Origin of the sequence: Agrobacterium tumefaciens str. B6 (assembly GCF_001541315.1) — a bacterium.
Lineage (GTDB): Bacteria > Pseudomonadota > Alphaproteobacteria > Rhizobiales > Rhizobiaceae > Agrobacterium > Agrobacterium radiobacter.
In genome coordinates this window covers 52617-74969 of the sequence record NZ_LMVK01000003.1, presented here as the reverse complement: position 1 = coordinate 74969, position 22353 = coordinate 52617, and the positions used below count along the sequence as shown (strand labels likewise).

At 59.3% G+C, this 22353-nt stretch carries 24 protein-coding genes; 11 read left to right on the top strand and 13 right to left on the bottom strand.

The features are described from left to right. Positions 1-12: 12 nt before the first annotated feature. The 6 genes from ASB65_RS04495 to ASB65_RS04470 all read right to left on the bottom strand — a co-directional run bounded on the left by ASB65_RS04495 (position 13) and on the right by ASB65_RS04470 (position 5269). Positions 13-267, bottom strand: coding sequence for a hypothetical protein (locus tag ASB65_RS04495; RefSeq protein WP_060723142.1), 255 nt, complete (start codon positions 265-267; stop codon positions 13-15). Between the two features lie 16 nt (positions 268-283). Beyond that, the gene (locus ASB65_RS04490) at positions 284-1315 is read right to left on the bottom strand and encodes a peptidoglycan -binding protein (RefSeq protein WP_003506175.1); all 1032 of its coding nucleotides are present in this window, start codon (positions 1313-1315) and stop codon (positions 284-286) included. A 2-nt stretch (positions 1316-1317) separates the two neighbouring features. Then, complete coding sequence (locus ASB65_RS04485) at positions 1318-2340, bottom strand: hypothetical protein (RefSeq protein ID WP_003506173.1); 1023 nt, start codon at positions 2338-2340, stop codon at positions 1318-1320. Positions 2341-2541: 201 nt separating this feature from the next. Beyond that, positions 2542-3342, bottom strand: coding sequence for an inositol monophosphatase family protein (locus tag ASB65_RS04480; protein ID WP_003506172.1), 801 nt, complete (start codon positions 3340-3342; stop codon positions 2542-2544). 164 nt (positions 3343-3506) lie between these two features. Then, entirely contained in the window at positions 3507-4607 is a 1101-nt protein-coding gene (locus ASB65_RS04475) for a tetratricopeptide repeat protein (protein ID WP_060723141.1), read from the bottom strand. A gap of 8 nt (positions 4608-4615) precedes the next feature. Continuing rightward, on the bottom strand, positions 4616-5269 hold the full coding sequence (locus ASB65_RS04470) for a thiamine phosphate synthase (RefSeq protein ID WP_003506168.1): 654 nt from the start codon (positions 5267-5269) through the stop codon (positions 4616-4618). Positions 5270-5373: 104 nt separating this feature from the next. Here ASB65_RS04470 and ASB65_RS04465 point away from each other — a divergent pair, with 104 nt between their 5' ends. After that, the gene (locus tag ASB65_RS04465) at positions 5374-6138 is read left to right on the top strand and encodes a sulfite exporter TauE/SafE family protein (protein WP_003506166.1); all 765 of its coding nucleotides are present in this window, start codon (positions 5374-5376) and stop codon (positions 6136-6138) included. A 99-nt stretch (positions 6139-6237) separates the two neighbouring features. Here ASB65_RS04465 and ASB65_RS27020 read toward each other — a convergent pair whose 3' ends face one another. Beyond that, entirely contained in the window at positions 6238-6414 is a 177-nt protein-coding gene (locus tag ASB65_RS27020) for a YdcH family protein (protein ID WP_003506164.1), read from the bottom strand. A 235-nt stretch (positions 6415-6649) separates the two neighbouring features. Here ASB65_RS27020 and ASB65_RS04460 point away from each other — a divergent pair, with 235 nt between their 5' ends. From ASB65_RS04460 to ASB65_RS04440, 5 genes are all read left to right on the top strand, one after another. Next, on the top strand, positions 6650-6853 hold the full coding sequence (locus ASB65_RS04460; RefSeq protein WP_003497661.1) for a YdcH family protein: 204 nt from the start codon (positions 6650-6652) through the stop codon (positions 6851-6853). A 47-nt stretch (positions 6854-6900) separates the two neighbouring features. Next, positions 6901-7368, top strand: a complete 468-nt coding sequence (gene purE / locus ASB65_RS04455) for a 5-(carboxyamino)imidazole ribonucleotide mutase (protein ID WP_035212960.1) — start codon at positions 6901-6903, stop codon at positions 7366-7368. An 11-nt stretch (positions 7369-7379) separates the two neighbouring features. Next, on the top strand, positions 7380-8456 hold the full coding sequence (locus ASB65_RS04450; RefSeq protein WP_060723168.1) for a 5-(carboxyamino)imidazole ribonucleotide synthase: 1077 nt from the start codon (positions 7380-7382) through the stop codon (positions 8454-8456). Between the two features lie 146 nt (positions 8457-8602). Further along, positions 8603-8728, top strand: coding sequence for a type B 50S ribosomal protein L36 (gene ykgO, locus ASB65_RS04445; RefSeq protein WP_003497670.1), 126 nt, complete (start codon positions 8603-8605; stop codon positions 8726-8728). Between the two features lie 94 nt (positions 8729-8822). Beyond that, positions 8823-9443, top strand: a complete 621-nt coding sequence (locus ASB65_RS04440) for a tetratricopeptide repeat protein (protein WP_060723140.1) — start codon at positions 8823-8825, stop codon at positions 9441-9443. 68 nt (positions 9444-9511) lie between these two features. Here ASB65_RS04440 and ASB65_RS04435 read toward each other — a convergent pair whose 3' ends face one another. The 3 genes from ASB65_RS04435 to ASB65_RS04425 form a co-directional block, all read right to left on the bottom strand. After that, complete coding sequence (locus ASB65_RS04435; RefSeq protein WP_020812069.1) at positions 9512-9769, bottom strand: DUF2312 domain-containing protein; 258 nt, start codon at positions 9767-9769, stop codon at positions 9512-9514. 147 nt (positions 9770-9916) lie between these two features. After that, positions 9917-10222 (bottom strand): DUF1244 domain-containing protein, encoded by a 306-nt coding sequence (locus tag ASB65_RS04430; RefSeq protein ID WP_003506151.1) that lies wholly within the window; start codon positions 10220-10222, stop codon positions 9917-9919. A gap of 15 nt (positions 10223-10237) precedes the next feature. Further along, entirely contained in the window at positions 10238-11026 is a 789-nt protein-coding gene (locus ASB65_RS04425; RefSeq protein ID WP_031234257.1) for an N-formylglutamate amidohydrolase, read from the bottom strand. Positions 11027-11317: 291 nt separating this feature from the next. On the opposite strand from ASB65_RS04425, the gene ASB65_RS04420 reads away from it, so the two are divergent. Beyond that, on the top strand, positions 11318-11704 hold the full coding sequence (locus ASB65_RS04420; protein WP_020012242.1) for a DUF1036 domain-containing protein: 387 nt from the start codon (positions 11318-11320) through the stop codon (positions 11702-11704). Next, complete coding sequence (pyk, locus tag ASB65_RS04415; protein WP_003506145.1) at positions 11704-13143, top strand: pyruvate kinase; 1440 nt, start codon at positions 11704-11706, stop codon at positions 13141-13143. The genes ASB65_RS04420 and pyk overlap by 1 nt, the downstream gene beginning before the upstream one ends. Before the next feature lie 74 nt (positions 13144-13217). Here the strand turns inward: pyk and ASB65_RS04410 are convergent, their stop codons facing one another. Both ASB65_RS04410 and ASB65_RS04405 read right to left on the bottom strand, forming a co-directional pair. Next, on the bottom strand, positions 13218-15122 hold the full coding sequence (locus tag ASB65_RS04410) for a DUF882 domain-containing protein (protein WP_060723139.1): 1905 nt from the start codon (positions 15120-15122) through the stop codon (positions 13218-13220). Between the two features lie 175 nt (positions 15123-15297). Further along, positions 15298-16845, bottom strand: a complete 1548-nt coding sequence (locus tag ASB65_RS04405) for a sigma-54-dependent transcriptional regulator (RefSeq protein ID WP_060723138.1) — start codon at positions 16843-16845, stop codon at positions 15298-15300. Positions 16846-17014: 169 nt separating this feature from the next. Here ASB65_RS04405 and ASB65_RS04400 point away from each other — a divergent pair, with 169 nt between their 5' ends. Then, positions 17015-18865: a M3 family oligoendopeptidase gene (locus ASB65_RS04400; protein ID WP_060723137.1), complete on the top strand. Its 1851-nt coding sequence runs from the start codon at positions 17015-17017 to the stop codon at positions 18863-18865. 100 nt (positions 18866-18965) lie between these two features. Then, positions 18966-19601 (top strand): aminotransferase class IV family protein, encoded by a 636-nt coding sequence (locus tag ASB65_RS04395; RefSeq protein ID WP_060723136.1) that lies wholly within the window; start codon positions 18966-18968, stop codon positions 19599-19601. Here the strand turns inward: ASB65_RS04395 and ASB65_RS04390 are convergent. Further along, positions 19598-20506 carry a sensor domain-containing diguanylate cyclase gene (locus ASB65_RS04390; RefSeq protein WP_020809347.1) on the bottom strand — a complete coding sequence of 303 codons (909 nt, stop codon included), beginning with the start codon at positions 20504-20506 and terminating at the stop codon, positions 19598-19600. The genes ASB65_RS04395 and ASB65_RS04390 overlap by 4 nt on opposite strands. Before the next feature lie 259 nt (positions 20507-20765). Between ASB65_RS04390 and ASB65_RS04385 the strand changes: the two genes are divergently transcribed. Further along, the gene (locus ASB65_RS04385; protein ID WP_020809346.1) at positions 20766-22211 is read left to right on the top strand and encodes a homospermidine synthase; all 1446 of its coding nucleotides are present in this window, start codon (positions 20766-20768) and stop codon (positions 22209-22211) included. Positions 22212-22353 lie beyond the last annotated feature (142 nt).

Sequence of the window (22353 nt, the reverse complement as noted above, 5' to 3'; positions counted from 1 at the left end):
ATCTTGAGCGAGCTAGATTTTTTTTAGCGACCAGAGCTTTGTTTCTTTATTTTGCTCTACCACGCCCTCTGCCTCCATAATCGACAACAAAGTCCGTGAAATATGGCCTTCGTGCTCAACATGGCCCGTGTAGATTCCAAGCGCCCGACCGATTTCAGAATTCTTCATTCCGACGCTCTTAGCGTCCTTCAGTAGGAGATAAATGGCCGACTTCAACTGTGACATTGCCAGTTGAGCAACGGCGTAAGGCTCGTGTGGAAACGTCATGCATTCTCCATAAATGCTAGCGCTCGGTGAGCTTGAGTTCGATACGGCGATTCTGCTGCCGTGCTTCCGGGGTATCGCCTTCGGCAATCGGCTGATATTCGCCGAAACCAGCGGCGACCAGCCGGTTTGCCGGGACGCCCTTGGAAATCAGGAATTTCACCACAGAGGTGGCACGGGCCGAGGATAGTTCCCAATTGTCCCGGTAACGTCCGGAACCGGAAAGCTGGACATTATCCGTGTGGCCATCCACGCGCAGGACCCAGTTGATCTCCGCCGGAATTTCCTTGGCGAGATCGAGCAGCGCGACCGCCAGCTTCTCCATCTCCGTCTGTCCTTCCGGATTGAGTTCATTGCCGCCGGAAGGGAATAGCACTTCGGACTGGAAGACGAACCGGTCACCGACGATGCGGATATTTTCGCGGTCCGACAGGATTTCGCGCAGCCGCCCGAAGAAATCAGACCGATAGCGGTTCAGTTCCTGCACCCGCTGCGCCAGCGCGACATTGAGGCGACGGCCGAGATCGGCGATCTTGACCTGAGACGAGGTATCCTTGGCTTCCGAAGCCTGCAGGGCGGCTTCCACCGAAGCGATCTGCGCTCTCAGCGCCGCAATCTGCTGGTTCAGCAATTCGATCTGCGCGGAGGCGCGGGAATTGGCCTGCCGCTGGTCGTCCAGCTCGCCGGTCAGGCTGCCAATCCGGGCATTGGCGTTCGCATTGTTGCCCGATCCCGCATCGAGAAGCGCCTGCAGTCGGGAACGCTCGTTTTCTGAAGCTGCGAGCGTCGATTGCAGGCTTGCTAGCGCGTCCTCAATATCCTGCTTGTTGCCTTTTTCCATGGCCAGAAGTTCGGTCAGTTCGGCAATCTGGCTGTTGAGGCGCGTCAGCACTTCGTCCTTGCCGGTAATTTCGCGCGACAGTACGAATTGCGCCAGCACGAAGACCGTCAGCAAAAACATGATGGCCATCAGCAGCGTCGAAAGCGCATCGACGAAACCCGGCCAATAATCCACACCCCTGTCGCGGCGGCGGTTGCGCGCAAGCGCCATGGCTACTCGCTCCCGTTATCGTGCCGGGTGCGTCCGGATGATTTCGTGTCGCTATCGATCCGCGCCGACAGCCGGTCGAGCGTGCGGCGGAGTGATTTCGATTCCTCCTGCTGCGCCTCGATCCAGTCACGCAGCATCTGCTGTTCGCTGCGCATGTTCTTGACCAGACCCTGAATGCCCTCGGCAAGGCTGGTCATGGCCGCAAGCGAACGCTCGGTGCTGACCATGGCGCCCGGCTCAACGGCCTTGAACTCCCTCGGCCCTTCCGCCGAGGTGTCAGTTACCGATGACAGCCAGTTTTCGAGTTGGGTGTAAAAACGGTTCTGCGCGCGACCGGCCTGAAGATCGAGAAAACCGAGGATCAGCGAACCTGAAAGACCGAGCAGCGACGAGGAGAAGGCCGTTCCCATGCCCGCCAGCGGCGCGGTGAGACCGGCCTTGAGCGAGCTCAGAATATCGTTGCTGTCACCGGCGCTCGGATCGAGCGACTGGATGACATTGCTGATGGCGCCGATGGTGCCGATCAGGCCCCAGAAGGTGCCGAGCAGACCGAGAAACACCAGCAGGCCGACGAGATAACGCGAGGTATCACGCGATTCGTCGAGTCGTGTTGCGATGGAATCGAGGATGGTCCGCTGCGTGACCGTGGAAAGCCGGACTTCGCCGCGCTTGCCGATCAGCGTGCTCATCGGCGCAAGCAGTTTTGGCGCACGGCCGACCTTTTCGACGCTGCCGGCAGCACGAAAGGCATTGAACCAGCGGACTTCCGAGCGCAGGCTCATCGTCTGCGTAAACACCAGAATGATGCCGATGGCCAACACGCCGAGAATGAAGCCGTTGAGCCCCGGATTGGTCATGAAGGCGGTGTGCGCCTGCCGATAGAGAATGGCCGCCAGAAAGCCGACGAGGATCAGAAACAGAACCATCGTCCAGAGAAACGGTGTGGGGCTGGACAGCTTGTGGCTGTATTGCCGTGTGGTCACCGGTTTCTCGACGCCAAGATCGAGCAGCTCCGAATCCGCCATAACGTTCGCATTCCCTCTGGTCAGGTATCCAGCGGAAGCTATTTGAAAATTGCGACGATTTGAAGCGAAAAGCCGGTCTTTCGTCACAGGCGTTTTAGGAAAATGTGTGAGCACCCGGCAATGGAAAACAAAAACACCCGGCGAACATTCGCCGGGCGTCTAAAACTTGTAGAAAACGACAGGTTTTCCGCCGAAAACCGATCAGCGGCCCGGGATGGGACGGTTGGCGACCTCAACGAGCGCCTTGTGGATATATTCATTTCCGGCAGCAACGGTGCCGCTGCCGAAGATATCCGTGCCGCCCTTGATGTCGGATGCGAAGCCGCCGGCTTCACGAATCAGCACCAGACCGGCCGCCATATCCCATGGCGAAAGATCGGCTTCCCAGTAACCGTCGAGACGGCCCGCGGCGACATAAGCCAGATCGAGCGAAGCCGCGCCCATGCGACGGATGCCGGCAGCCTCACCCATGACATGGCGAAGCTCGACCAGGAACTTGCCGTGATTGCCGCGACCGAGATGCGGCACGCCGCAGCCGATGACGCAATCGGTCAGCGCCTTGCGCGCGGCAACACGGATGCGACGATCGTTGAGGAACGCGCCGCCGCCACGCTCGGCGGTGTAGAGTTCGTCGGTGGCCGGATTGAAGATCACACCGGCAACGACTTCACCGTTACGCTCCAGCGCGATGGAAACCGCAAAATGCGGAATGCCGTGCAGGAAGTTAGTGGTGCCATCAAGCGGATCCACGATCCAGCGATGCGCGCCATCGCTACCCTTTTCCTCGCCGCCTTCTTCACCCAGGAAGTCATAGGTCGGGCGGGCTTTCATCAATTCATCGCGCACGATCTTTTCGGCTTTCAGATCCGCCTGCGAGACGAAATCGCTCGGCCCCTTGACCGAAACCTGAAGGTTCTGCACTTCACCGAAGTCACGCGACAAAGACTTACCCGCCTTGATGGCGGCCTGAACCATGACATTGAGAAGGGCTGAACGGGCCATCGAATTTGTTTCCTGGAAAGCTTGCGAACCGCCCGGAAGTTCACCGGGCAGGCACGTCATTATTTTCTTGAATTGAAAGTTTGCGGTTCAAGACCACAAAACGCGCGGAAATTCAAGGCAAAAAGCCCATGCGGCCGCGCCAGCGTGGTTAGGCCCGTCTGCCATCACGTCGGGCGGAAACGATTTGCGGCCTCAATCGCCTTCTTCTGCTGCTCGTCGGTGATCCCGAGATAAAAGTCCTCGAGGGAGGGATCCTTCAGCCCCGCGCGACGGGAAAGCACATACCATTTGGCCGCTTCGACCGCATCGGGCCGGGTGCCAAGCGCCTGAATATAAAGATGCGCCACCTTGTTCTGCGCCACGACATTACCACGCTGTGCCGCACCGTATAGCCAGCGGAAGCCCTCATCCAGATTGCGCTCGCCGCCGAAACCATTCACCAGCCAGATGCCAAGATCGACCTGCGCGGTGTCGTAACCCGCCTTTGCGGCCCGCATCAGCCAGTCCCGCGCCTTGGCCTTCTTTTCGGCCGGCACGTCCTTCACCGACCAGTAAATCTGCGACACCGCATATTGCGCATCTGCAATGCCCTGGTCAGCGGATTTTTCGTAGAAAGGCAAAGCCATCAGCAGGCCCTTGGCGCCGGGATTTTCCGAAACCAGAATCTGGCCCCAGTTGAACTGAGCAGAGGCATTACCGCCTTCCGCGGCGCGGCGCATGAAATCGTCAGCTTTCGCCTTGTCGCGGGTGACGAATTTGCCTTCCATCAGGATCAGGGCGAATTTGAACATGGCAACGGGATCGCCACCCTCTGCAGCCTGCTGATACCAGAAAGCAGCGGTTTTTTCGTCACGGGCAATGCCCAGACCACGCGACATCATTTCCGCCACCAGCGTCTGGGCGGATGCGTCACCGTTCTGCGCACGGTTCAGCGCCTTGTCGAGCGCCTGCACATATTCACCGCGCTGGAAATGCCCATAGGCTTCGTCCACCCGGCCCTTGAATTCCTTTTCAGGCGGCAGGGCGGGCAGCTCCGCACCCATGCGCTGATAGACATTGACGCCTGCGGACGGCTGCAAGTCCTTCTGCTCTTCGGATTGCACCCTGCCCTGACGGGTCGGCTGAGCCTCATTTTCCAGCTGGCGGGAAAGCGCATTGCTTTCGCTCTGCGGCCCGGATTGAGCAAAAGCGACACCCGCCGGCGCGCCGAAAGCAAGCGTCAGCAGCGAAACGGAAAAGCAGAGGTGAACCGAGCGCATGATCATCGCCTGTATCAACCGCCAAACCGTGGCGCTTTTTCGTCAAGCAGGGCGTTGATTTCAGAAACCGCCTGGGCAGCGCCACCGGCATTGTCAAAGACGCCGCTGCGCATCGCCACGAACTCCACGCCGGTTTCAGCTACGGCAACAACCGAAGACACATCCGTGCCACCCATGACGATGGCCGGAATTTCGATCATCGACGCCCACCACTCACCGAGAGCCAGGTTTTTGGGGTGCGCCTCAGGCTTGATGTCGCCTTCCAGCTTTCCGAAAAACACATAATCCGGATTGGACTCGCCCTGCTCCAGAGCCTTGTGACGGTCATCCGCATTGCCGCCGCCGACGATCAGCTTCGGCGTGAACTTTTCCACGGCCTCGGCAAGCGCCTCGGCATTGCCAGCCACATGAAGGCCATCCGCCTTCACGCGACCGGCAACGCGGCTGTCTCCGGCAATGAGCGCCGCCGCACCGGCCTTTTGCACGACAGGCACGATCAATTCGGCGCGTTTCTGGAAAGCGGCGTCATCCAGACCATATTGCGGAATGATGACGGAAGCGACATCGCCGCCCCGCAATGCTTCTTCCACTTCTGTCGCCTGCTTTTGCGCGTCGTCCGATTCCGGAACGATCAGGACAAGGCGGCAACGATCTTCAACTAGGGTCATCGGTTCGTCCATTTCAGACAGAAGACGCTTGCCGCGCAATCTGCACTCGTTTTCATATGACAAATCCGATAAACCGGACCGGCGAAAGGATCAACTGTCCATCCATGCTGACCGATTTTCATTTTTATCTCGTCGCCATCCCCGCAGTCGTGCTCGTCGGCCTTTCCAAGGGCGGGCTGGGCGGCGCACTGGCCCTAATGGGCGTGCCGCTGATGGCGCTTGCCGTATCGCCTGTGCAGGCCGCCGCGATCTTTCTGCCGATCCTGATCGTGATGGATCTCGTGGCGCTTTGGGCCTGGCGGCACCACAACCACCGGGAAACGCTCCTCATCATGCTGCCCGGCGCAATCGCCGGCATCACGCTCGGCTGGGCGACCTCAAGCCTCATCTCCGCGGATGCCATGCGCCTCGTCGTCGCCTCGGTGACGATCCTGTTCGTGCTGCGTTATTTTCAGGAGAGTTTCAAAAGCCGTAAGGGACAGGAAATTCCGGCCAAACCGCAAAGACCGGCTGCTGCCACGCTCTGGTCCAGCCTTTCCGGTTATGCGAGCTTCGTTGCCCATGCGGGTGGACCGCCCTTTCAGATCTATGTTCTGCCGCTGAAGCTCGATCCAAAGACCTATACCGGCATGAGCGTGCGCTTCTTCGCCATCATGAATGCGATCAAGCTCATTCCCTATTTCGCGCTCGGCGCGCTTGATGCCACCAACCTCAAAACCTCGGCCAGCTTACTGCCGGTGGCGATGCTGGCGACGCTTGCCGGTGCAAGGGTGGTGAAATATCTGAAACCATCCGTGTTTTACCCGCTGATGTATTCCATGGCGCTGATTGCCGCGCTGAAACTGCTTTGGGACGGGTTGCCTTTCTAGGCTCAGGCAGCCACTAAAAGGCCCTGGCAGCACGCAGGTGCCGTCAGGGCCGAAAAGGAATCCGTCAGTCCTTCATTGAAGGCTGCGGTTTGGCATCAATTAGTGCCTTGTGGAGGCTTTAAGCCTCTGCAGTTCATCCTTCAGGCGCAGTTTACGGCGTTTGAGGTCGGCGATCTCTCTATCGTCAGAGGACGGGGAAGCAAGAATACTTTCGAGCTCCTCCTCCAGAGCACCGTGTTTCTTTTCGAGCGATGCAATATGAGCCTGAATGGTCATGCGGCACGTCCTTCCATTTTTAAGCCTACCTCCAGCTCTCCATCGCTGGAGTTTCAGGTTTGCGACGACAATGTGACACGGATCGTTGGTCTTGTCGAAGGCGAAATGAAGGCAATAAGTGGGCAATTTGGTCGCAAGGGATAACTTCCCGTTACCGCGATTTGATGATAGAGGCTCGTGAACGATCACAGACGCGCCGGAGCCGATCCGGCTAGCATAAAATGGGGATGACGAGATGCCCGATCAGGACCAGGCGGACATCAGGCTCACGCTGGCGCGGCTGCGCCAGGAGCATGAGGATTATGACGCGGCGATCAACGCGATGATCCAGACCAGCTGCGATGCGCTGAGAATACAGCGCATGAAAAAGAAGAAGCTGGCCGTCAAGGACAAGATGACCCAGCTCGAAGACCAGGTCATTCCCGATATCATCGCCTGAGCCGGAGAGATTACGTGACAGCAGAAACGCCCCCCGTCGCCATCATCATGGGCAGCCAGTCCGACTGGGAGACCATGAAGAACGCCGCCGATACGCTGGATGCGCTCGACATCGAATACGAAGCCCGCATCATTTCCGCCCACCGCACCCCGGACCGGCTTTATGACTTCGCCAATGGCGCGAAGGACGAAGGCTTCAAGGTCATTATCGCGGGCGCCGGCGGCGCTGCCCATCTGCCCGGCATGACGGCCTCAATGACGCCGCTTCCGGTGTTCGGCGTTCCGGTTCAGTCAAAGACCATGTCCGGTCAGGACAGCCTCTATTCCATCGTTCAGATGCCCGCCGGCATTCCCGTCGGCACGCTCGCCATCGGCAAGGCCGGCGCGATCAATGCGGCCCTTCTCGCCGCTGCGGTTCTGGCGCTGAGCGACGAGGACCTCGCTGACCGGCTTGATGCCTGGCGTGCGCGCCAGTCGGCAGCCGTCGCCGAATATCCCATGGACAGCGCCCAGTGACGACCGAAGGGATGGCAAAGACGACCAACCTGACCATCGGCATCATCGGCGGCGGGCAGCTCGGGCGCATGCTGGCGATGGCCGCTGCCCGTCTCAACCACCGAACCATCGTGCTGGAACCGCAGGCCGATTGCCCGGCTGCGCAGGTCTGCAACGACCAGATCGTCGGGGAATATGATGACGAAAAAGCGCTTGCGGACCTCGCAAACCGCTGCGAGGTCGTGACCTACGAATTTGAAAACGTGCCGGTCGCGGCCGCCGAAAAGCTCAGCCTCTCCGTTCCCGTCTATCCACCGGCGCAGGCGCTCAGCGCCTCGCAGGCCCGGTTGACTGAAAAACGCTTCCTCAATGGTGGCGGCATCCCGACCGCCGATTTTCGTGCAGTGGACAGCCAGGAAGAGCTGGAAACTGCTCTGGCCGCTTTCGGCGGCAAGGGCGTACTGAAGACCCGTCGCATGGGTTATGACGGCAAGGGCCAGCGTCTCTTCCGGGGCGGCGAAGACCTCGCGGGTGCCTTTGCAGCGCTCGGCGGCGCGCCGCTCATTCTCGAGAGCTTTGTCGCCTTCGAGCGGGAGATTTCGATCATCGCCGCCCGTTTCCAGGACGGTACTGTCACCTGTTATGATCCCGCCGAGAATGTCCATCTGAACGGCATTCTGCACACGTCCACTGTTCCGGCAGCGCTCTCCGGTGCCGCGAAGGCGGTTGCCGTGGAGTCAGCAGAGAAGCTTCTGGCCGCGCTCGAATATGTCGGCGTCATCGGCATCGAATTCTTCGTCCTGCCGGATGGTTCGCTGGTTGCCAATGAAATGGCGCCACGCGTTCACAATACCGGCCACTGGACGGAAGCGGCCTGCGTGATCTCGCAGTTTGAACAGCATATCCGGGCCGTGTCGGGCCTCGCCCCCGGCAGCACGGAGCGCCACTCCGATTGCGTCATGACCAACCTGATCGGCGACGACATCGACGATGTGCCGGCATGGCTGTCGAAAAAAGACTGTCTCGTGCATCTCTACGGCAAGACGGAAGCACGGCCGGGCCGCAAGATGGGCCATGTGACCGAGCTTCTGCACACAGGAAAAGCCTAGTCTTTTAAGGCAAAGGCACGGCCAAGTGTTGACAGGCAGGGCTCAAACGGGTATCTGCCTGCCAACCGAAAAGAGCGCGCCCCGTTGCGCGCTTTTGATTGTTTGAATAGCACGGCAAAATCCGTGCAAAACTGCGGACCAGTAAAATGAAGATCAAGAATTCGCTTAAAGCGCTTAAGGCCCGTCATCGCGATAACCGCCTGGTTCGCCGCAAGGGCCGCGTCTACATCATCAACAAGCAGAACCCGCGCTTCAAGGCTCGTCAGGGCTGATTGACTGCGGTTCGCGATGATTTCGCGGATCACTTTGTTGACAGTGCAGAAGTTTGCATTTGATATTGGGCGCAGCCGGGTTAAGCTTTAACCCATGCGCCCAAATCGTTTTTGCACGGCTATCATTCTCGCTCAGGGCTTCCTGTTTTCAAGCCTCCCGTTTCCGGGAATGGCTGCGATTGCCCATGCGGCGGACGGGCAGGCACCTGCTGTTGCGGAATCCGCGCCTTCACCCGCCAAAACCATTGACACTCTTTTTGCATCGCTGAAAAAAGAACGGAATGCGGTCAAGGCACGTAGCATTGCCAACCAGATCGCCTCCGAATGGAATGATTCCGGCAGCGCGACAATCAATCTCCTGATGCAATGGGCGGGCGAAGCCGCCGACGAAAAGCGCAACGCCGCCGCTTACGATTTTCTCGACCAGATTGTTTTGCTCGATCCTGACTATGTGCAGGCGCCGTATCGCCGCGCCATGGTCCATTTCGCCGATGGTGATACCCGCAAGGCGATGGCGGATATCAATCTGACGCTGGAAAGGGAGCCGCGCTATTTCCCGGCACTCGCAAGCCTTGCCAACATCCTCGAAGCCTCGGGCCGCGACGAGTTGGCGCTGAAGGCCTGGGAGCGTTATCTGGCGCTTTATCCTGCGGACAAGGACGCCCGCAAGGAAGCTGCCGACCTTTCGGAAAAGCTCGCCGGCACGCGCGGCTGAATTGGGCAGAGGCCCAAACAAAAATCGCCGCAGAAGCGGCGATTTTTCATTGAGACGTTCTCAACCGATCATTCCATACCGAGCGCGGCCATATAGGTCTGGAGAATCGTTTCTTCTTCGATGCGCTCATTGGCATCCTTCTTGCGCAGACGGATGATGGTGCGGATCGCCTTGGTGTCGTAACCACGACCCTTGGCCTCGCCCATGACATCCTTGATATCGCCCTGAATGGCGGCCTTTTCCTCTTCGAGGCGCTCAACGCGCTCGATGAACTGACGCAGTTCTGCGGCGGCGACGGTTTCGGTGGTGCTGGTATCGTCCATCATATCATCCTTTATTGGCGGCCCGCATGGGAGCCTTGTTCATCATTCCGGACGAAGCCTTCGCCGGCCGCTGCCAGCGGGCAGCAAAATTCAGGCCTGTGAACTGCCCACTGAAAGGCGTCCCGTCAAGTCGTTTCCGTCGATCAGAGGTTATTCCCTCGGCCGGTTCTGTTCAAAGGCGGCTTTCTGGGTATCACTCGCCTCCGCCTGATATTTCTCTTTCCAATCCTCATATGGCATGCCGTAGACGATTTCGCGGGATTCATCCTTGCTGAGCGGAACGCCAGCCTCTTCGGCCGCTTCCCGATACCAGTTGGAAAGGCAGTTGCGGCAAAAGCCCGCGAGATTCATCAGGTCGATATTCTGCACGTCGTGACGTTCACGAAGGTGCCTGACGAGGCGGCGGAAGGCGGCCGCTTCAAACTCGATCTGCCTGTTGTCGTTCTCTTTCGTCATGGCAAAACTCCAGGCTCAATAGGGACCGGTGCGGGAGGAGAACATCTGATATTCATGCAAAACGGGATCGTCATTCATTGCGGCGAAAATGGGAGCGAGCCGATCCGACCATTCGGCGATCCCCTTCTCATCCGCGATCAGGTCCTGCCGAACCTCGAGAAGCGCATGCGGCAGGCCCTTCATCATGCAATGACGATACATGGTGTCGCCCTTCAGCGCCCCGTCATAGGGTTCGTTGTCACCCACAAGGATATCGCCGGTGGCACGCAGATGCGCCAGAAGCGGATCGACCGCGCGATGATCCGTGTCCCACAGAACCGCCGCATGCCATGGCCGCGGCGTTTCCTTCCAGAACGGCGTGTAGGAATGCAGCGACAGGACGAGCGGCGCTTCTTCCGAGGCCTCGGCCACGCCGGTCAGCACACGGTCCACGGCATTGTGATAGGGCCGGTGAAAAATCTCGATTCGCCTTTGCCATTCCTCGTCCGAAATCGGATGGTTACCGGGGATGATCGCCCCGTCCGAGATCTTCATGATGAGAGTGGGATCATCCTCGCCGCGATTCGGATCGATCAGGAGCCGCGAAAACCGCCCGAGCACCGCCGGTACGCCCAGGCGCGCGGCAAGCGAGCGCGTCAGCCCCTCTATACCGATATCAAATGCGATATGGCGATGAAAAGCGGTTTGCGGAAGGCCAAGTTTGCCGTAGTGTGCCGGCAGGAGGTTCATGGCATGGTCCGCCAGAAGAACCATGCCTTTGTCATATTCGCCTTCTATGATTTCATAGGGTATGAAGTCGTTCATCGATGATTTTCTGGGGCAGGATTGAGGAGAGAAGCTTGATGGCATGGCTTGAGGCCGGGCGCAAGTTACGGCGAAAGAACAGCCATCTACCTTATCGCACTCATGATCCCACGAACAATATAATCGATTAAACTCGCGTTGACTTTCTTGGGCGGCCACGCCAAGAAGTGTGTTCATTATAACCATGGAATCCGGATGGAAGCCGTGACTCAGTCATCTCTCGCTCTTCCTCGCCACTTCAGGCATATCGCCCGTCTTTTTTCCGCAGCGGCATTGTTTTTGACCCCGTTCATGATCGCGGCACCCGCGCATGCGGATTTTCGCGTGTGCAACAGCACGCAGAACCTCGTGGGGGTCGCAATCGGCTACCGGGCACAGGAGGGCTGGGTCAGCGAAGGCTGGTGGCAGGTCCCCTCTTCGACCTGCGCGACGCTGATCGAGGGCGAGCTGCAGTCACGTTATTATTATCTCTATGCCGAAGATGCCGCTCATGGCGGCCGCTGGACCGGTGACGTCAACATGTGCGTGGCGGAGAACGAGTTCAAGATCAACGGCGTGGACGATTGTTTTGCCCGCAGCTTCCAGAGAATGGGTTTCAAGGAATATGACACGGGCAGACAGGGCAGTTGGATGGTCCAGCTTTCCGATACGCCAGGCACACAGGGAAATCAAAACTGATGAAGCGTAACCGCAAAGTCAAAATTCTTGCAACTCTCGGCCCGGCCTCTTCCGAAGAGGCCATGATCGAGAAGCTGCATCTTGCTGGCGCTGATCTTTTCCGGATCAACATGAGCCATGCGAGCCACGACGTGATGCGGACGCTCATTCAGCGCATCCGCTCCGTCGAGAGCCGTACCGGTCGTCCCATCGGCATTCTGGCCGACCTGCAGGGTCCCAAGCTGCGCGTCGGAAAATTCGCCGAGACGAAGGTCGATCTGGTTCCGGGCCAGACCTTCACGCTTGATAACAACGACACCCCCGGCGACAACACCCGTGTTTTCCTGCCGCACCCTGAAATTCTTGAAGCGGTCAAGCCCGGCCACCGCCTGCTGATCGATGACGGCAAGCTCCATCTGCGCGCTGAAAAGAGCGACGGCAAGAGCATCGTCACGACAGTCATTTCCGGCACCCGCATTTCCGACCGTAAGGGCATCAGCCTGCCGGATACGCTGCTCGGCGTCGGCGTTCTGACCGACAAGGACCGCGTCGACCTTGATGCAGTCCTCGAAACCGGTGAAGTCGACTGGGTGGCGCTTTCCTTCGTCCAGCGTCCGGAAGACCTGGCCGAAGTGCGTAAGATCGCACGTGGCCGCGTCGGCCTGATGTCCAAGATCGAAAAGCCCCAGGCTGTCGAGCGTATCGAAGAAATCATCGAGCTTTCCGATGCATTGATGGTTGCCCGTGGCGATCTGGGTGTCGAAATGCCGCTGGAAGCCGTTCCCGGCATCCAGAAGCAGTTGACCCGCGCCTGCCGCCGCGCCGGCAAGCCGGTCGTGGTCGCCACACAGATGCTGGAATCGATGATCACCGCGCCTGTACCGACACGCGCCGAAGTCTCCGACGTCGCGACCGCCGTCTTCGAAGGCGCTGATGCCATCATGCTGTCGGCTGAATCCGCCTCCGGCGACTACCCGGTCGAAGCGGTTTCCACCATGGCCTCCATCGCCAGCACGGTGGAACAGGACCCCTATTATTCCAATATCATCTATGCGCAGCGCGCCCAGCCGGAACCGACAGGTGCCGACGCCATTTCGCTTGCCGCCCGCCAGATCGCCGAAACGCTGAAGCTTGCGGCGATCGTCACCTATACGTCCTCGGGCACGACCGGCCTGCGCGCCGCGCGCGAACGGCCGCAGGTTCCGATCATTGCGCTGTCGCCGATCATCCAGACCGCACGCCGCCTGTCGGTCGTCTGGGGCCTGCACTGCGTCGTCACCGGTGATGCCAGCGATCTCGACGACATGGTGAACCGCGCTTGTCGCATCGTGGTTTCCGAAGGCTTCGGCAAGCCGGGCGATCGCATCATCATCTCCGCAGGTGTGCCGCTCGGCACCCCCGGCGCGACCAATATGGTGCGCATTGCCTATATCGGCTCGGACGGCCAGAGCGGCGTCTGACGCCGCGCAATATACAGCATGAAAAACCCCGCCGTCGCCGGCGGGGTTTTTATTGGTCATCTGATAGAACTGGCTCAGTGCATCTTCACCGGCGTGCTGAAGCGGCTGGATTCGATGGCCACGGCCCCCGGCTTGAAGCTCGCCGAAGTGGCGGAAGCCGACATGTCGTTGCTGAGCATGCGGTTGGCGACAACACGCGGTGCCTTTACCGAGCGTCCGGTCGCGCCCTTGTTCTGGTTGAGCGCCCAGTCCGAAATAAGGTCCTGCGTGAGGCGTCCACCACCCACCATGGCCTGCTGGGAAACGGCGGCATCCTGCCTGCTTGGACGCGAACCCTTGGTCGGCATGCCGGCGCTGAGGCCGCCATTGATGGCGGGCTTCAGGTCAAAAGCATCACCGAAGCCAGCCTGCGGTTCGGCCTTGGCCGTTTCGGCGGGTGCGACGGTAACCTTGTGGTTGACGGCAGCCGGGAATGGGGCAGCTGTTGGCATGGCAGCCGACTGGACCTGCGACCGGGCAGCCTGACCGCTCTGTTCAAGAGCGGCAACCACCGTCGGCGAAAGCGTATCCTGCTGCGCCTCGGCGAGATCGTCTTCACCTTCCGGATCGGCATTTGCAGCCGCAAGCAGGGCTTCTGCCACGGCCGGACGGTTGGCGGGAACCGGAACTGAAGCAAGCTCGCCGGTCGCAGCCGGTGTCGCACCGTCGGCGGAAGCCGTCAGGATAGACCCTTCCGCATCACCCTTCATGCCACGCGGGCCGAGAAGTGTGGGCACGGGCACGGAAACCTCAGCGAGATCGGCAAATTGCTGGCGCTCGGTCGGAGCTGACGTCGGCGTCGGCGTGGTCGCTGCCTGCAGAGCATCCTGCGCAGCATTGCGGGCCGGAGAATAAAGGGCCGTCGCAAGGCCGGTATTGGCAGGCGGCTGGTTGCCGAATGCGGGACGAGCCGTCGGCAGCGGCGCATCATTCACGCCGGGAAGTGCCTGTGCCGAAGCGACTGCAATGGTGGGTTCAGGCTCGGGAGCTGCCTGCTGCGGAGCCGCCGGGCGAGCGACAGCCGGGCGTTCTGCGGGCTCCGGCGCTGCGATGCTATCGGGATCTTCATCCTCGTCGCCACCGCCAAAGAGGGCCTGCAACAGGGTCTTGCGCTTGCCGCCGCCGGAAGAGGCAGGGCCGGCACCGGCGCTGGAAGCAACCTGAACGGAGGAGGAGTTGACGCGCTTCTTGTAATCGGCGAGCGCCTGCTCATAACCGGGAAGCGGCTTGCCGTCGGACGGAAGGTGCAGCGTATTGCCGTTCGGGAAGATGCGGACGAGTTCCTGGCGGCTCATGCGCGGCCAGGCGCGAACGCCACCGACATCCATGTGCACGAAGGGAGATCCCGAGGTCGGATAGAAACCGACGCCGCCGATCTGCATCTGCATGCCGATTTCACGAAGGCGGGAAAGCTTCACGCCGGGGATATAAAAGTCCATGGCCTTGCCGAGCATATGCTGGCTTTTTTCGGCGACGCCTTTGGTGCGCGTCCGCAAGAGACCGTTGGTCTCCGGCGAGCGGAAGGCCGAAACGACGTTGATGTAATCGGTCGCGCCACTGCGGCGATAAACTTCCCAGACGAGATCGAAAAGGCGCGGATCCATGCGTGTCGGCTGGTTGCGACGCCAGTCGCGCAGGAATCGATTCAGCTCCTGCAGGCCCTTCTGGTCATATTTTCCATTGCGCTTGAAGGTGATGACCGCCTTCTCGCGTGTATGGATATAATACAGTTTGAGGCTGCGCGTCTCGGCGGCGGCTTCCGTCGCCGAAACACCTACGAAGGGCATTGCGGCGAGCATCAGGCAGGCAAAGGTGACAGCGCGCGCCGACAGCTTCGTGCATATATCCTTGATCAAGCCGCGCGCGATCCTGGTCGAAAGCGCGTTATTCCGATGCAGATATGGCAATTCGATCCCCGCCTGGAAGACAATTTCTGTCACATTGCCTCAAATGAACGTCAAATACGGTGACACGATGGCAAAATTGCCACACACATACAACCTTCCTCTACATAGTGAATCAGCCACTAACAAGAGGTTTATAGACGGTAAGCGGATATCCTTGCTCAGAAGTTAACGAATTTGCGATCTGCCTTCGAATACGCGGTCTCTGCCTTCAGGCTGCATCTCGAAGGGGATCGTCGGGATCAATGCCATAATCCTTCAGCTTGCGATAAAGCGTCGAGCGGCCGATGCCGAGCTTTCTGGCGACCTGGCTCATCTGCCCGCGATAGAAGCGCAAAGCGAAACGGATGAGTTCTTCCTCGATTTCTGCCAGTTTGCGGATATTGCCCGACTCATCCATGCTGGAGATCAGGTTTCCGCCCCGATAGATGGTGGTGGAAATATCCGACGGCTCCTCGATGACGGCATGGCTTTCGGCAGCCGTCGGCGGGGGCGGTGAATAGGCCGCTAGCTTCAGCGACGCCCCTGAAGGCGCACGGATGAGATCATCCGCATCATCGCCGGTCGAAAATTCCGGCAGCTGCAGCGCGATCTGCGGAAAATCGGAATCTGACAGTTCCTCGCCCTGCGACAACACCACGGCGCGGAAAACGGCATTTTCAAGCTGGCGGATATTGCCCGGCCAGTCATAGGCCGTCAGCAGTGCCAGCGCGCTGGCGTTGAGGCCGACGGGATTGGGCAGTTTCTGCTCCGCCGAAAAGCGCTCGGCGAAAACCCGCGCCAGATGGGGAATGTCTTCCTTGCGGCGACGCAGCGCCGGAATAGTGATCGGAAAGACGTTGAGGCGATAATAAAGGTCCTCGCGGAAGCGGCCTTCCTTCACCTCCTCGATGAGGTTCTTGTTGGTGGCGGAGATCAGCCGGACATTCACCTTCTGCACCCGTGCGGAGCCGACGGTTTCGATTTCGCCCTGCTGGACCGCGCGGAGCAGCTTTACCTGCACGTCGAGCGGCAGGTCGCCAATTTCATCGAGGAACAGCGTGCCGCCATCCGCCTCCATGAACTTGCCTACATGTTTTTCCGTAGCACCCGTGAAGGCTCCCTTCTCATGGCCGAAGAGAATGCTTTCCACCAGATTATGGGGAATGGCGCCGCAATTGACTGTTATGAAGGGCTTGTTCGCCCTGTCGCCGGCAGACTGGATGGCCCGGGCGACCATTTCCTTGCCCACGCCGGATTCACCTTCCAGCACCACGGGGATGCTGGACTGGGCGGCACGCTGCGCGAGCTCAATGACCCTCAGCATTGCGGGGCTTGCGGAAACGATATCGGTAAAATTCACTGCATTGCTCCGTCCGCGCCTTCCCGTGCGGGCTTTTGCCTCTCTCCTGTCAAGCTTGAGCGCATTGGAGATGGCGGCGCCGATCCTTTCCGGCGAGACCGGCTTCACAACGAAATCGAAGGCGCCGGCGCGCATGGCCTGCACGACGGTATCGATGCCGCCCTGCCCCGTCTGTACAATGACGGGAACGTCTGTGCCGAGTTCGCCGACGGCCTTCAGAAAGGTAAGCCCGTCCATTTCCGGCATCATCAGATCAAGGACGATGACATTGATCTCGCCACTATATTGCTTGAGCAGTTCCAGCCCCGCTCTGCCGTTTTCGGCAAGCAAGGCGAGATGCCCATAACGTTCCACCGCATTTTTGAGCAGGCGGCGCTGGACGGGATCATCGTCTATCACGAGAACATGCGCGGTCATTTTTAGCTCCGGTTTCCGGTTTATGGACCTGCTTCATGCGGTCCCTTATTCCGCACTCTGGCATGGGAGACTTGAACATCCAGTTTTGAGAATTGCTTGCATTTTATCCATTGCCGCGGGAAACAAGGTCCCCATATGCTTCGCACGCATAATCAGAAGGACACGTTGGATGACCCTCAACCGCGCTACCCCGCAACCCGTATTCTCCCTTGCCGAAACCTCCGGCCCGGCGCTTGGCGATCTGCCCGGCTGGAAGCTCTCGGATCTCTATCCGTCGGGGGATTCACCGGAATATAAGGGTGATCTCGAGAAGGCGGCATCGATGGCGGCGGCTTTCGAGGAGAAGTGGAAGGGAAAGCTCGAAGCCGCCGCGAAGGCCACGGGCGAAAAGGGCATCGGGGCCGCGCTGAAGGAATATGAAGCGCTGGACGATCTCATCGGCCGCATCGGCTCCTTTGCCGGGCTCACTTATTTTTCCGATACGTCGAACCCGGCAAACGGCAAGCTTTACGGCGACGCCCAGGCAAAGCTGACGGATATTTCCGCGCATCTCCTGTTTTTCACGCTTGAACTCAATCGCATCGACGACGCCACGATGGACGCCTGCATGGCCAATGATGCCGCGGCAGGCCATTACCGTCCCTGGCTGGTGGATTTGCGCAAGGACAAGCCGCACCAGCTCGACGACCAGCTGGAGCAGCTGTTCCTCGAAAAATCGATGACCAGCGCGGCGGCCTTCAACCGCCTGTTCGATGAGACGATGGCCGATCTGCGTTTCGATATAGACGGTGCGAGCCTTCCGCTGGAAGTGACGCTAAACATGCTGCAGGAGCCGGAGCCGGAAACCCGCAGGAAGGCGGCGGAAGCGCTGAGCACCACTTTCAAGGACAATCTGCGGGTCTTCACCCTCATCACCAACACGCTTGCCAAGGACAAGGATATTTCCGACCGCTGGCGCAAGTTCGAGGATATTGCCGATAGCCGCCATCTGGCGAACCGCGTCGAGCGGGAAGTGGTCGATGCCTTGGCGGCAGCGGTCAAAAAGGCCTATCCGCGCCTTTCGCACCGATATTACGCCATGAAGGCGAAATGGCTCGGCATGGAGCAGATGAATTATTGGGACCGCAATGCGCCGCTTCCCGATACGTCGAACACGATCATCCCCTGGGATGAGGCCAAGGATACCGTGCTTTCCGCCTATGGCAATTTTGCCCCCGAGATGGCCGATATTGCCCGCCGTTTCTTCGATGAAGAGTGGATCGACGCGCCGGCCCGTCCCGGCAAGGCGCCGGGCGCATTCGCGCATCCAACCGTACCCTCGGCTCATCCTTATGTGCTCGTCAACTATCTCGGCAAACCGCGCGACGTGATGACACTTGCTCATGAGCTTGGTCATGGCGTTCATCAGGTTCTGGCTGGCGAACAGGGCGCCCTGATGTGCGCCACGCCGCTGACGCTGGCCGAGACAGCCTCCGTTTTCGGGGAAATGTTGACCTTCCGCAAGCTGCTTGATGACACCAAGGATATCAGGGAACGCAAGGCCATGCTCGCCCGCAAGGTCGAGGATATGATCAATACGGTCGTGCGCCAGATCGCTTTCTACGAATTCGAGCGAAAGCTGCACACCGCCCGCAAACAGGGAGAGCTGACCTCCGAACAGATCGGCGAATTGTGGCTTTCCGTTCAGGCCGAGAGCCTGGGTCCGGCGATCCGGATTTCCGAGGACTATGAGACCTGGTGGACCTATATCCCCCATTTCATCCATTCGCCCTTCTACGTATATGCCTATGCCTTCGGCGATTGCCTGGTGAACTCGCTTTATGCGGTCTACCAGAAGGCCGAGACCGGCTTTCAGGAGAAATATTTCGAGCTTCTGAAGGCGGGCGGCACCAAGCACCATTCGGAGCTTCTCAAACCCTTCGGGCTCGATGCGACCGATCCCTCCTTCTGGGACAAGGGACTTTCGATGATCGAAGGACTGATCGACGAGTTGGAAGCGCTGGATAACAAACAGGCTTAATCTCTTCCGCCGGCAGGGCTATCCTATTTCGGACAAGCTTTGCCGGTTGATATTGCCGGCAGAAGACACCGGCAGACAATTCAGGCGACGAGCAAAGGCAATGAAACGCAAACCCGCCGATCTGACCTTGAGGGAAACCCTGCGCTGGGAGCCGCAGACCGGCTTTCAGCGCATCGACCAGCATATGCGCCGATTGTTGCGCTCCGCCGACGCGCTCGGTTTTCGCGCGCCGGTCAACGCAGTGCAGGTGCTGGAAAAGAAGGTGGGCGGTGAAAAGCCGCTCTGCGTCAGGCTGGTGATGAACTACAAGGGCGAACTCGATATCGACACGGCCGATTTCCAGCCCTTGCAGCAGGATGCGGTCTGGCGGGTTCGCATCGCCCGGCAGACCAGGCTCGATTCCTCCGACACCTTCTATCGCCACAAGTCCTCCCGCCGGGAGCCCTATGATGCCGCCCGAGCCGAATTTTCAGCCGGGGAGGCAGACGAGGTGCTGCTGCTCAACGAGCGTGGCGAATTGTGCGAGGGCTCATCGACCAGCATTTTCGTCGAAATGCCGGATGGGCAATTGCTGACGCCGCCGCTCGACAGCGGCATCCTGCCGGGTGTGCTGCGCGCCGATCTGATCCGCGAACGCAGGGCGCGCGGACAGGCGCTGAAACCGGAAGACATCGCCGGCCGGAAGCTGTTCGTCGGTAATTCGCTGCATGGGCTGATTGCGGCAGAGCTTGTTTAAACAGTCACCGCCAGAAGCCGGTCCCGTCCTCTCTCCTTGGCCGCATAAAGGGCCTGATCGGCGCGCAGGAAAACATCGTCGGCGCTTTCCGCCACCTGATAGGCGGTCATGCCCGCCGAGCAGCTATAGGAAAAATCCGGGAATTCGGAAAGAGGTCTGGAAAGGCGTACTTTCTGCAGCAGCCGCTCAACAATCTCCTGGCCTTCGGCAACCGAACTGCGCGGCAAAATCAGCATGAATTCCTCACCGCCGATCCTGCCGAAACAATCCACCCGCCGGATGACGGAGTGGGCGATGGTGACAAAATCGCGCAATACCGCATCACCACATTTGTGACCGAAACGATCGTTGATCTGCTTGAAAAAATCGATGTCGAGCGTGCAGAGGCAAAAGGGCGCCTCAAGCCCCTTGGTGACCTGCTCCACCTGCAGAGCGAGCTTGGCGAAGACGAAACGGCGGTTTGCTGTTCCCGTCAATTCATCCGTCTGCGAGGCGCGTACCGCCAGATCCCTGTCCTGCCGCAGGGTTCTATAACCCTGGCGCAGTTCAGTGACGTCGCTTGCGACGCACAGCATCCAACCATCCTGCTGCACCGTCTCGGTCATCCAGAACCAGCGGCCGTCATACAGGTCCATCTCAAAGGCGCGATAGGGCAGCTTGCCGCGCCGGGACTGCGCCGAGAGCAGCCATCCCTCGAAATCATTGTTGCGGATGACGACACCGGTGCGCAGCCGATGGTTCAGCCGCATGATATCCGCCCAGGTTGGCAAATCACCGGCGGCAAGCTGAAAGCTTTCCCGAAACGACGGATTGGCATGGCGCAACCGGTCCTCGGAATCGTAAAGGGCAATAAGGACGGGGGTGGCACTCTGAAGAGCTGCGACACGCTCTAAAAGATCATTCAACAGGCAACTCCCCTGCGATGGCGAAAAACTGCCCTGTCGTCATCCGGCCAAAGCCCCCACGCCTCTGGACGCACAAAACGAAAAGAAGAATTTAATTATAAACGCACTCTCTAAAATGCGAAGAGGCAGAAATGGTGGAAACAATGCGTTCGCCCGTCTCGCCGCCATTATCGTCATATGTCCGTCATCCACCTGCCCTTTATTGTGGCACGCTTTTATGATCTAGCTTACTTATTGGCTGAAAAAGGAAAATTGACGAATGACGGACGCAAACCACCCGATTTACGGCGATATTGACGGCCCCATCATCATGATCGGCTTCGGCTCCATCGGGCGCGGCACTCTTCCGTTGATCGAACGTCATTTCAATTTCGACAGGACCCGGCTCGTCGTCATCGACCCGCGCGAGGATATCGCCGCCTTTCTGGCCGAGAGAAACATCCGCCACGTCCAGAAACATCTGACCAAGGAGAACTATAAGGAAGTTCTCAAGCCGCTTCTCAAAGGCGTGCAGGGCCAGGGCTTCTGCGTCAATCTTTCGGTTGATGCCGCCTCCGTCGACCTGATGCGGATCTGTCGCAAGCACGGCATGCTTTACATCGACACCGTGGTGGAACCGTGGCCCGGTTTTTATTTCGATGCCGATGCCGACAATGCCGCCAGAACCAATTATTCGCTGCGCGAAACCATGCTGAAGGAAAGAGCGCGCAGGCCCGGCGGCACGACCGCGGTTTCCACCTGCGGCGCCAATCCCGGCATGGTGTCCTGGTTCGTGAAGCAGGCGCTCGTCAATCTCGCCAAGGATACCGGCCTCGACATCGAGGAACCGCAATCACATGACCGGGAAGGCTGGGCGAAGCTGATGAAGCAGCTTGGCGTCAAGGGCGTGCATGTGGCCGAGCGCGATACCCAACGGGCGAAAGAGCCGAAGCCTTTCGGGGCTTTCTGGAACACATGGTCCGTGGAAGGTTTTATCGCCGAAGGTTTCCAGCCCGCCGAACTCGGCTGGGGAACGCATGAAAACTGGATGCCGAAAAACGCGAAAAAGCAGAAAAAGGGAAGCAAGTCGGCGATCTATCTCGATCAGCCCGGCGCCAATACACGGGTGCGCACCTGGTGCCCGGGGCTCGGACCGCAATATGGGTTTCTCGTCACCCACAATGAGGCGATTTCGATTTCGGACTATTTCACCGTCCGCAACGATGACGGTGATGTGACCTATCGGCCCACCTGTCACTATGCCTATCACCCGTGCAACGACGCCATTCTGTCGCTGCATGAGCTGTTCGGCAATGGCGGCAACCCCCAGCCGATCCAGCATGTGCTCGGTGAAGACGAGCTTGTCGACGGCGCCGACGAGCTGGGTGTTCTGCTCTATGGTCATGACAAGAACGCCTATTGGTATGGTTCGCGTCTCACCCTGCAGGAGGCGCGCTCGCTCGCCCCCAGCCAGAATGCCACCGGATTGCAGGTCAGTTCCGCAGTATTGGCCGGCATGGTCTGGGCGATTGAAAATCCGCAGGCCGGCATCGTTGAAGCGGACGAGGTGGATTACCGCCGCTGCCTCGAGGTGCAACGCCCCTATCTCGGGCCCGTCGAAGGACATTATACTGACTGGACGCCGCTCGACGGTCGCCCGGGACTGTTCCCCGACAATATCGACACGTCCGATCCCTGGCAGTTCCGCAACATCCTTGTGCGCTGACGCGGCAGAGTCTCATATTTGCCACGCCGGGGCTTTCCTGAACGACGTCAGGAACCGGGGAGAGCGAACAACGTTGCCTTGAAATAAAGAACGCTTCACGGCATGGTCGAAGCACAGAAGGTTTCATCGAATCGCAGGAGAA

What these genes read in the sequence shown, in the direction of transcription:
- ASB65_RS04405 (WP_060723138.1), bottom strand. Translation starts at nt 16,845, where the DNA reads ATGACCGCGCATGTTCTCGTGATAGACGATGATCCCGTCCAGCGCCGC.
- ASB65_RS04400 (WP_060723137.1), top strand. Translation starts at nt 17,015, where the DNA reads ATGACCCTCAACCGCGCTACCCCGCAACCCGTATTCTCCCTTGCCGAA.
- ASB65_RS04440 (WP_060723140.1), top strand. Translation starts at nt 8,823, where the DNA reads ATGCGCCCAAATCGTTTTTGCACGGCTATCATTCTCGCTCAGGGCTTC.
- ASB65_RS04430 (WP_003506151.1), bottom strand. Translation starts at nt 10,222, where the DNA reads ATGACGAAAGAGAACGACAACAGGCAGATCGAGTTTGAAGCGGCCGCC.
- ASB65_RS04495 (WP_060723142.1), bottom strand. Translation starts at nt 267, where the DNA reads ATGACGTTTCCACACGAGCCTTACGCCGTTGCTCAACTGGCAATGTCA.
- ASB65_RS04385 (WP_020809346.1), top strand. Translation starts at nt 20,766, where the DNA reads ATGACGGACGCAAACCACCCGATTTACGGCGATATTGACGGCCCCATC.
- ASB65_RS27020 (WP_003506164.1), bottom strand. Translation starts at nt 6,414, where the DNA reads ATGACCATTCAGGCTCATATTGCATCGCTCGAAAAGAAACACGGTGCT.
- ASB65_RS04470 (WP_003506168.1), bottom strand. Translation starts at nt 5,269, where the DNA reads ATGACCCTAGTTGAAGATCGTTGCCGCCTTGTCCTGATCGTTCCGGAA.
- ASB65_RS04395 (WP_060723136.1), top strand. Translation starts at nt 18,966, where the DNA reads ATGAAACGCAAACCCGCCGATCTGACCTTGAGGGAAACCCTGCGCTGG.
- ASB65_RS04460 (WP_003497661.1), top strand. Translation starts at nt 6,650, where the DNA reads ATGCCCGATCAGGACCAGGCGGACATCAGGCTCACGCTGGCGCGGCTG.
- ASB65_RS04480 (WP_003506172.1), bottom strand. Translation starts at nt 3,342, where the DNA reads ATGGCCCGTTCAGCCCTTCTCAATGTCATGGTTCAGGCCGCCATCAAG.
- ASB65_RS04465 (WP_003506166.1), top strand. Translation starts at nt 5,374, where the DNA reads ATGCTGACCGATTTTCATTTTTATCTCGTCGCCATCCCCGCAGTCGTG.
- pyk (WP_003506145.1), top strand. Translation starts at nt 11,704, where the DNA reads ATGAAGCGTAACCGCAAAGTCAAAATTCTTGCAACTCTCGGCCCGGCC.
- ASB65_RS04420 (WP_020012242.1), top strand. Translation starts at nt 11,318, where the DNA reads ATGATCGCGGCACCCGCGCATGCGGATTTTCGCGTGTGCAACAGCACG.
- ASB65_RS04490 (WP_003506175.1), bottom strand. Translation starts at nt 1,315, where the DNA reads ATGGCGCTTGCGCGCAACCGCCGCCGCGACAGGGGTGTGGATTATTGG.
- ASB65_RS04475 (WP_060723141.1), bottom strand. Translation starts at nt 4,607, where the DNA reads ATGATCATGCGCTCGGTTCACCTCTGCTTTTCCGTTTCGCTGCTGACG.
- ykgO (WP_003497670.1), top strand. Translation starts at nt 8,603, where the DNA reads ATGAAGATCAAGAATTCGCTTAAAGCGCTTAAGGCCCGTCATCGCGAT.
- ASB65_RS04485 (WP_003506173.1), bottom strand. Translation starts at nt 2,340, where the DNA reads ATGGCGGATTCGGAGCTGCTCGATCTTGGCGTCGAGAAACCGGTGACC.
- ASB65_RS04450 (WP_060723168.1), top strand. Translation starts at nt 7,380, where the DNA reads ATGGCAAAGACGACCAACCTGACCATCGGCATCATCGGCGGCGGGCAG.
- purE (WP_035212960.1), top strand. Translation starts at nt 6,901, where the DNA reads ATGGGCAGCCAGTCCGACTGGGAGACCATGAAGAACGCCGCCGATACG.
- ASB65_RS04425 (WP_031234257.1), bottom strand. Translation starts at nt 11,026, where the DNA reads ATGAACGACTTCATACCCTATGAAATCATAGAAGGCGAATATGACAAA.
- ASB65_RS04435 (WP_020812069.1), bottom strand. Translation starts at nt 9,769, where the DNA reads ATGATGGACGATACCAGCACCACCGAAACCGTCGCCGCCGCAGAACTG.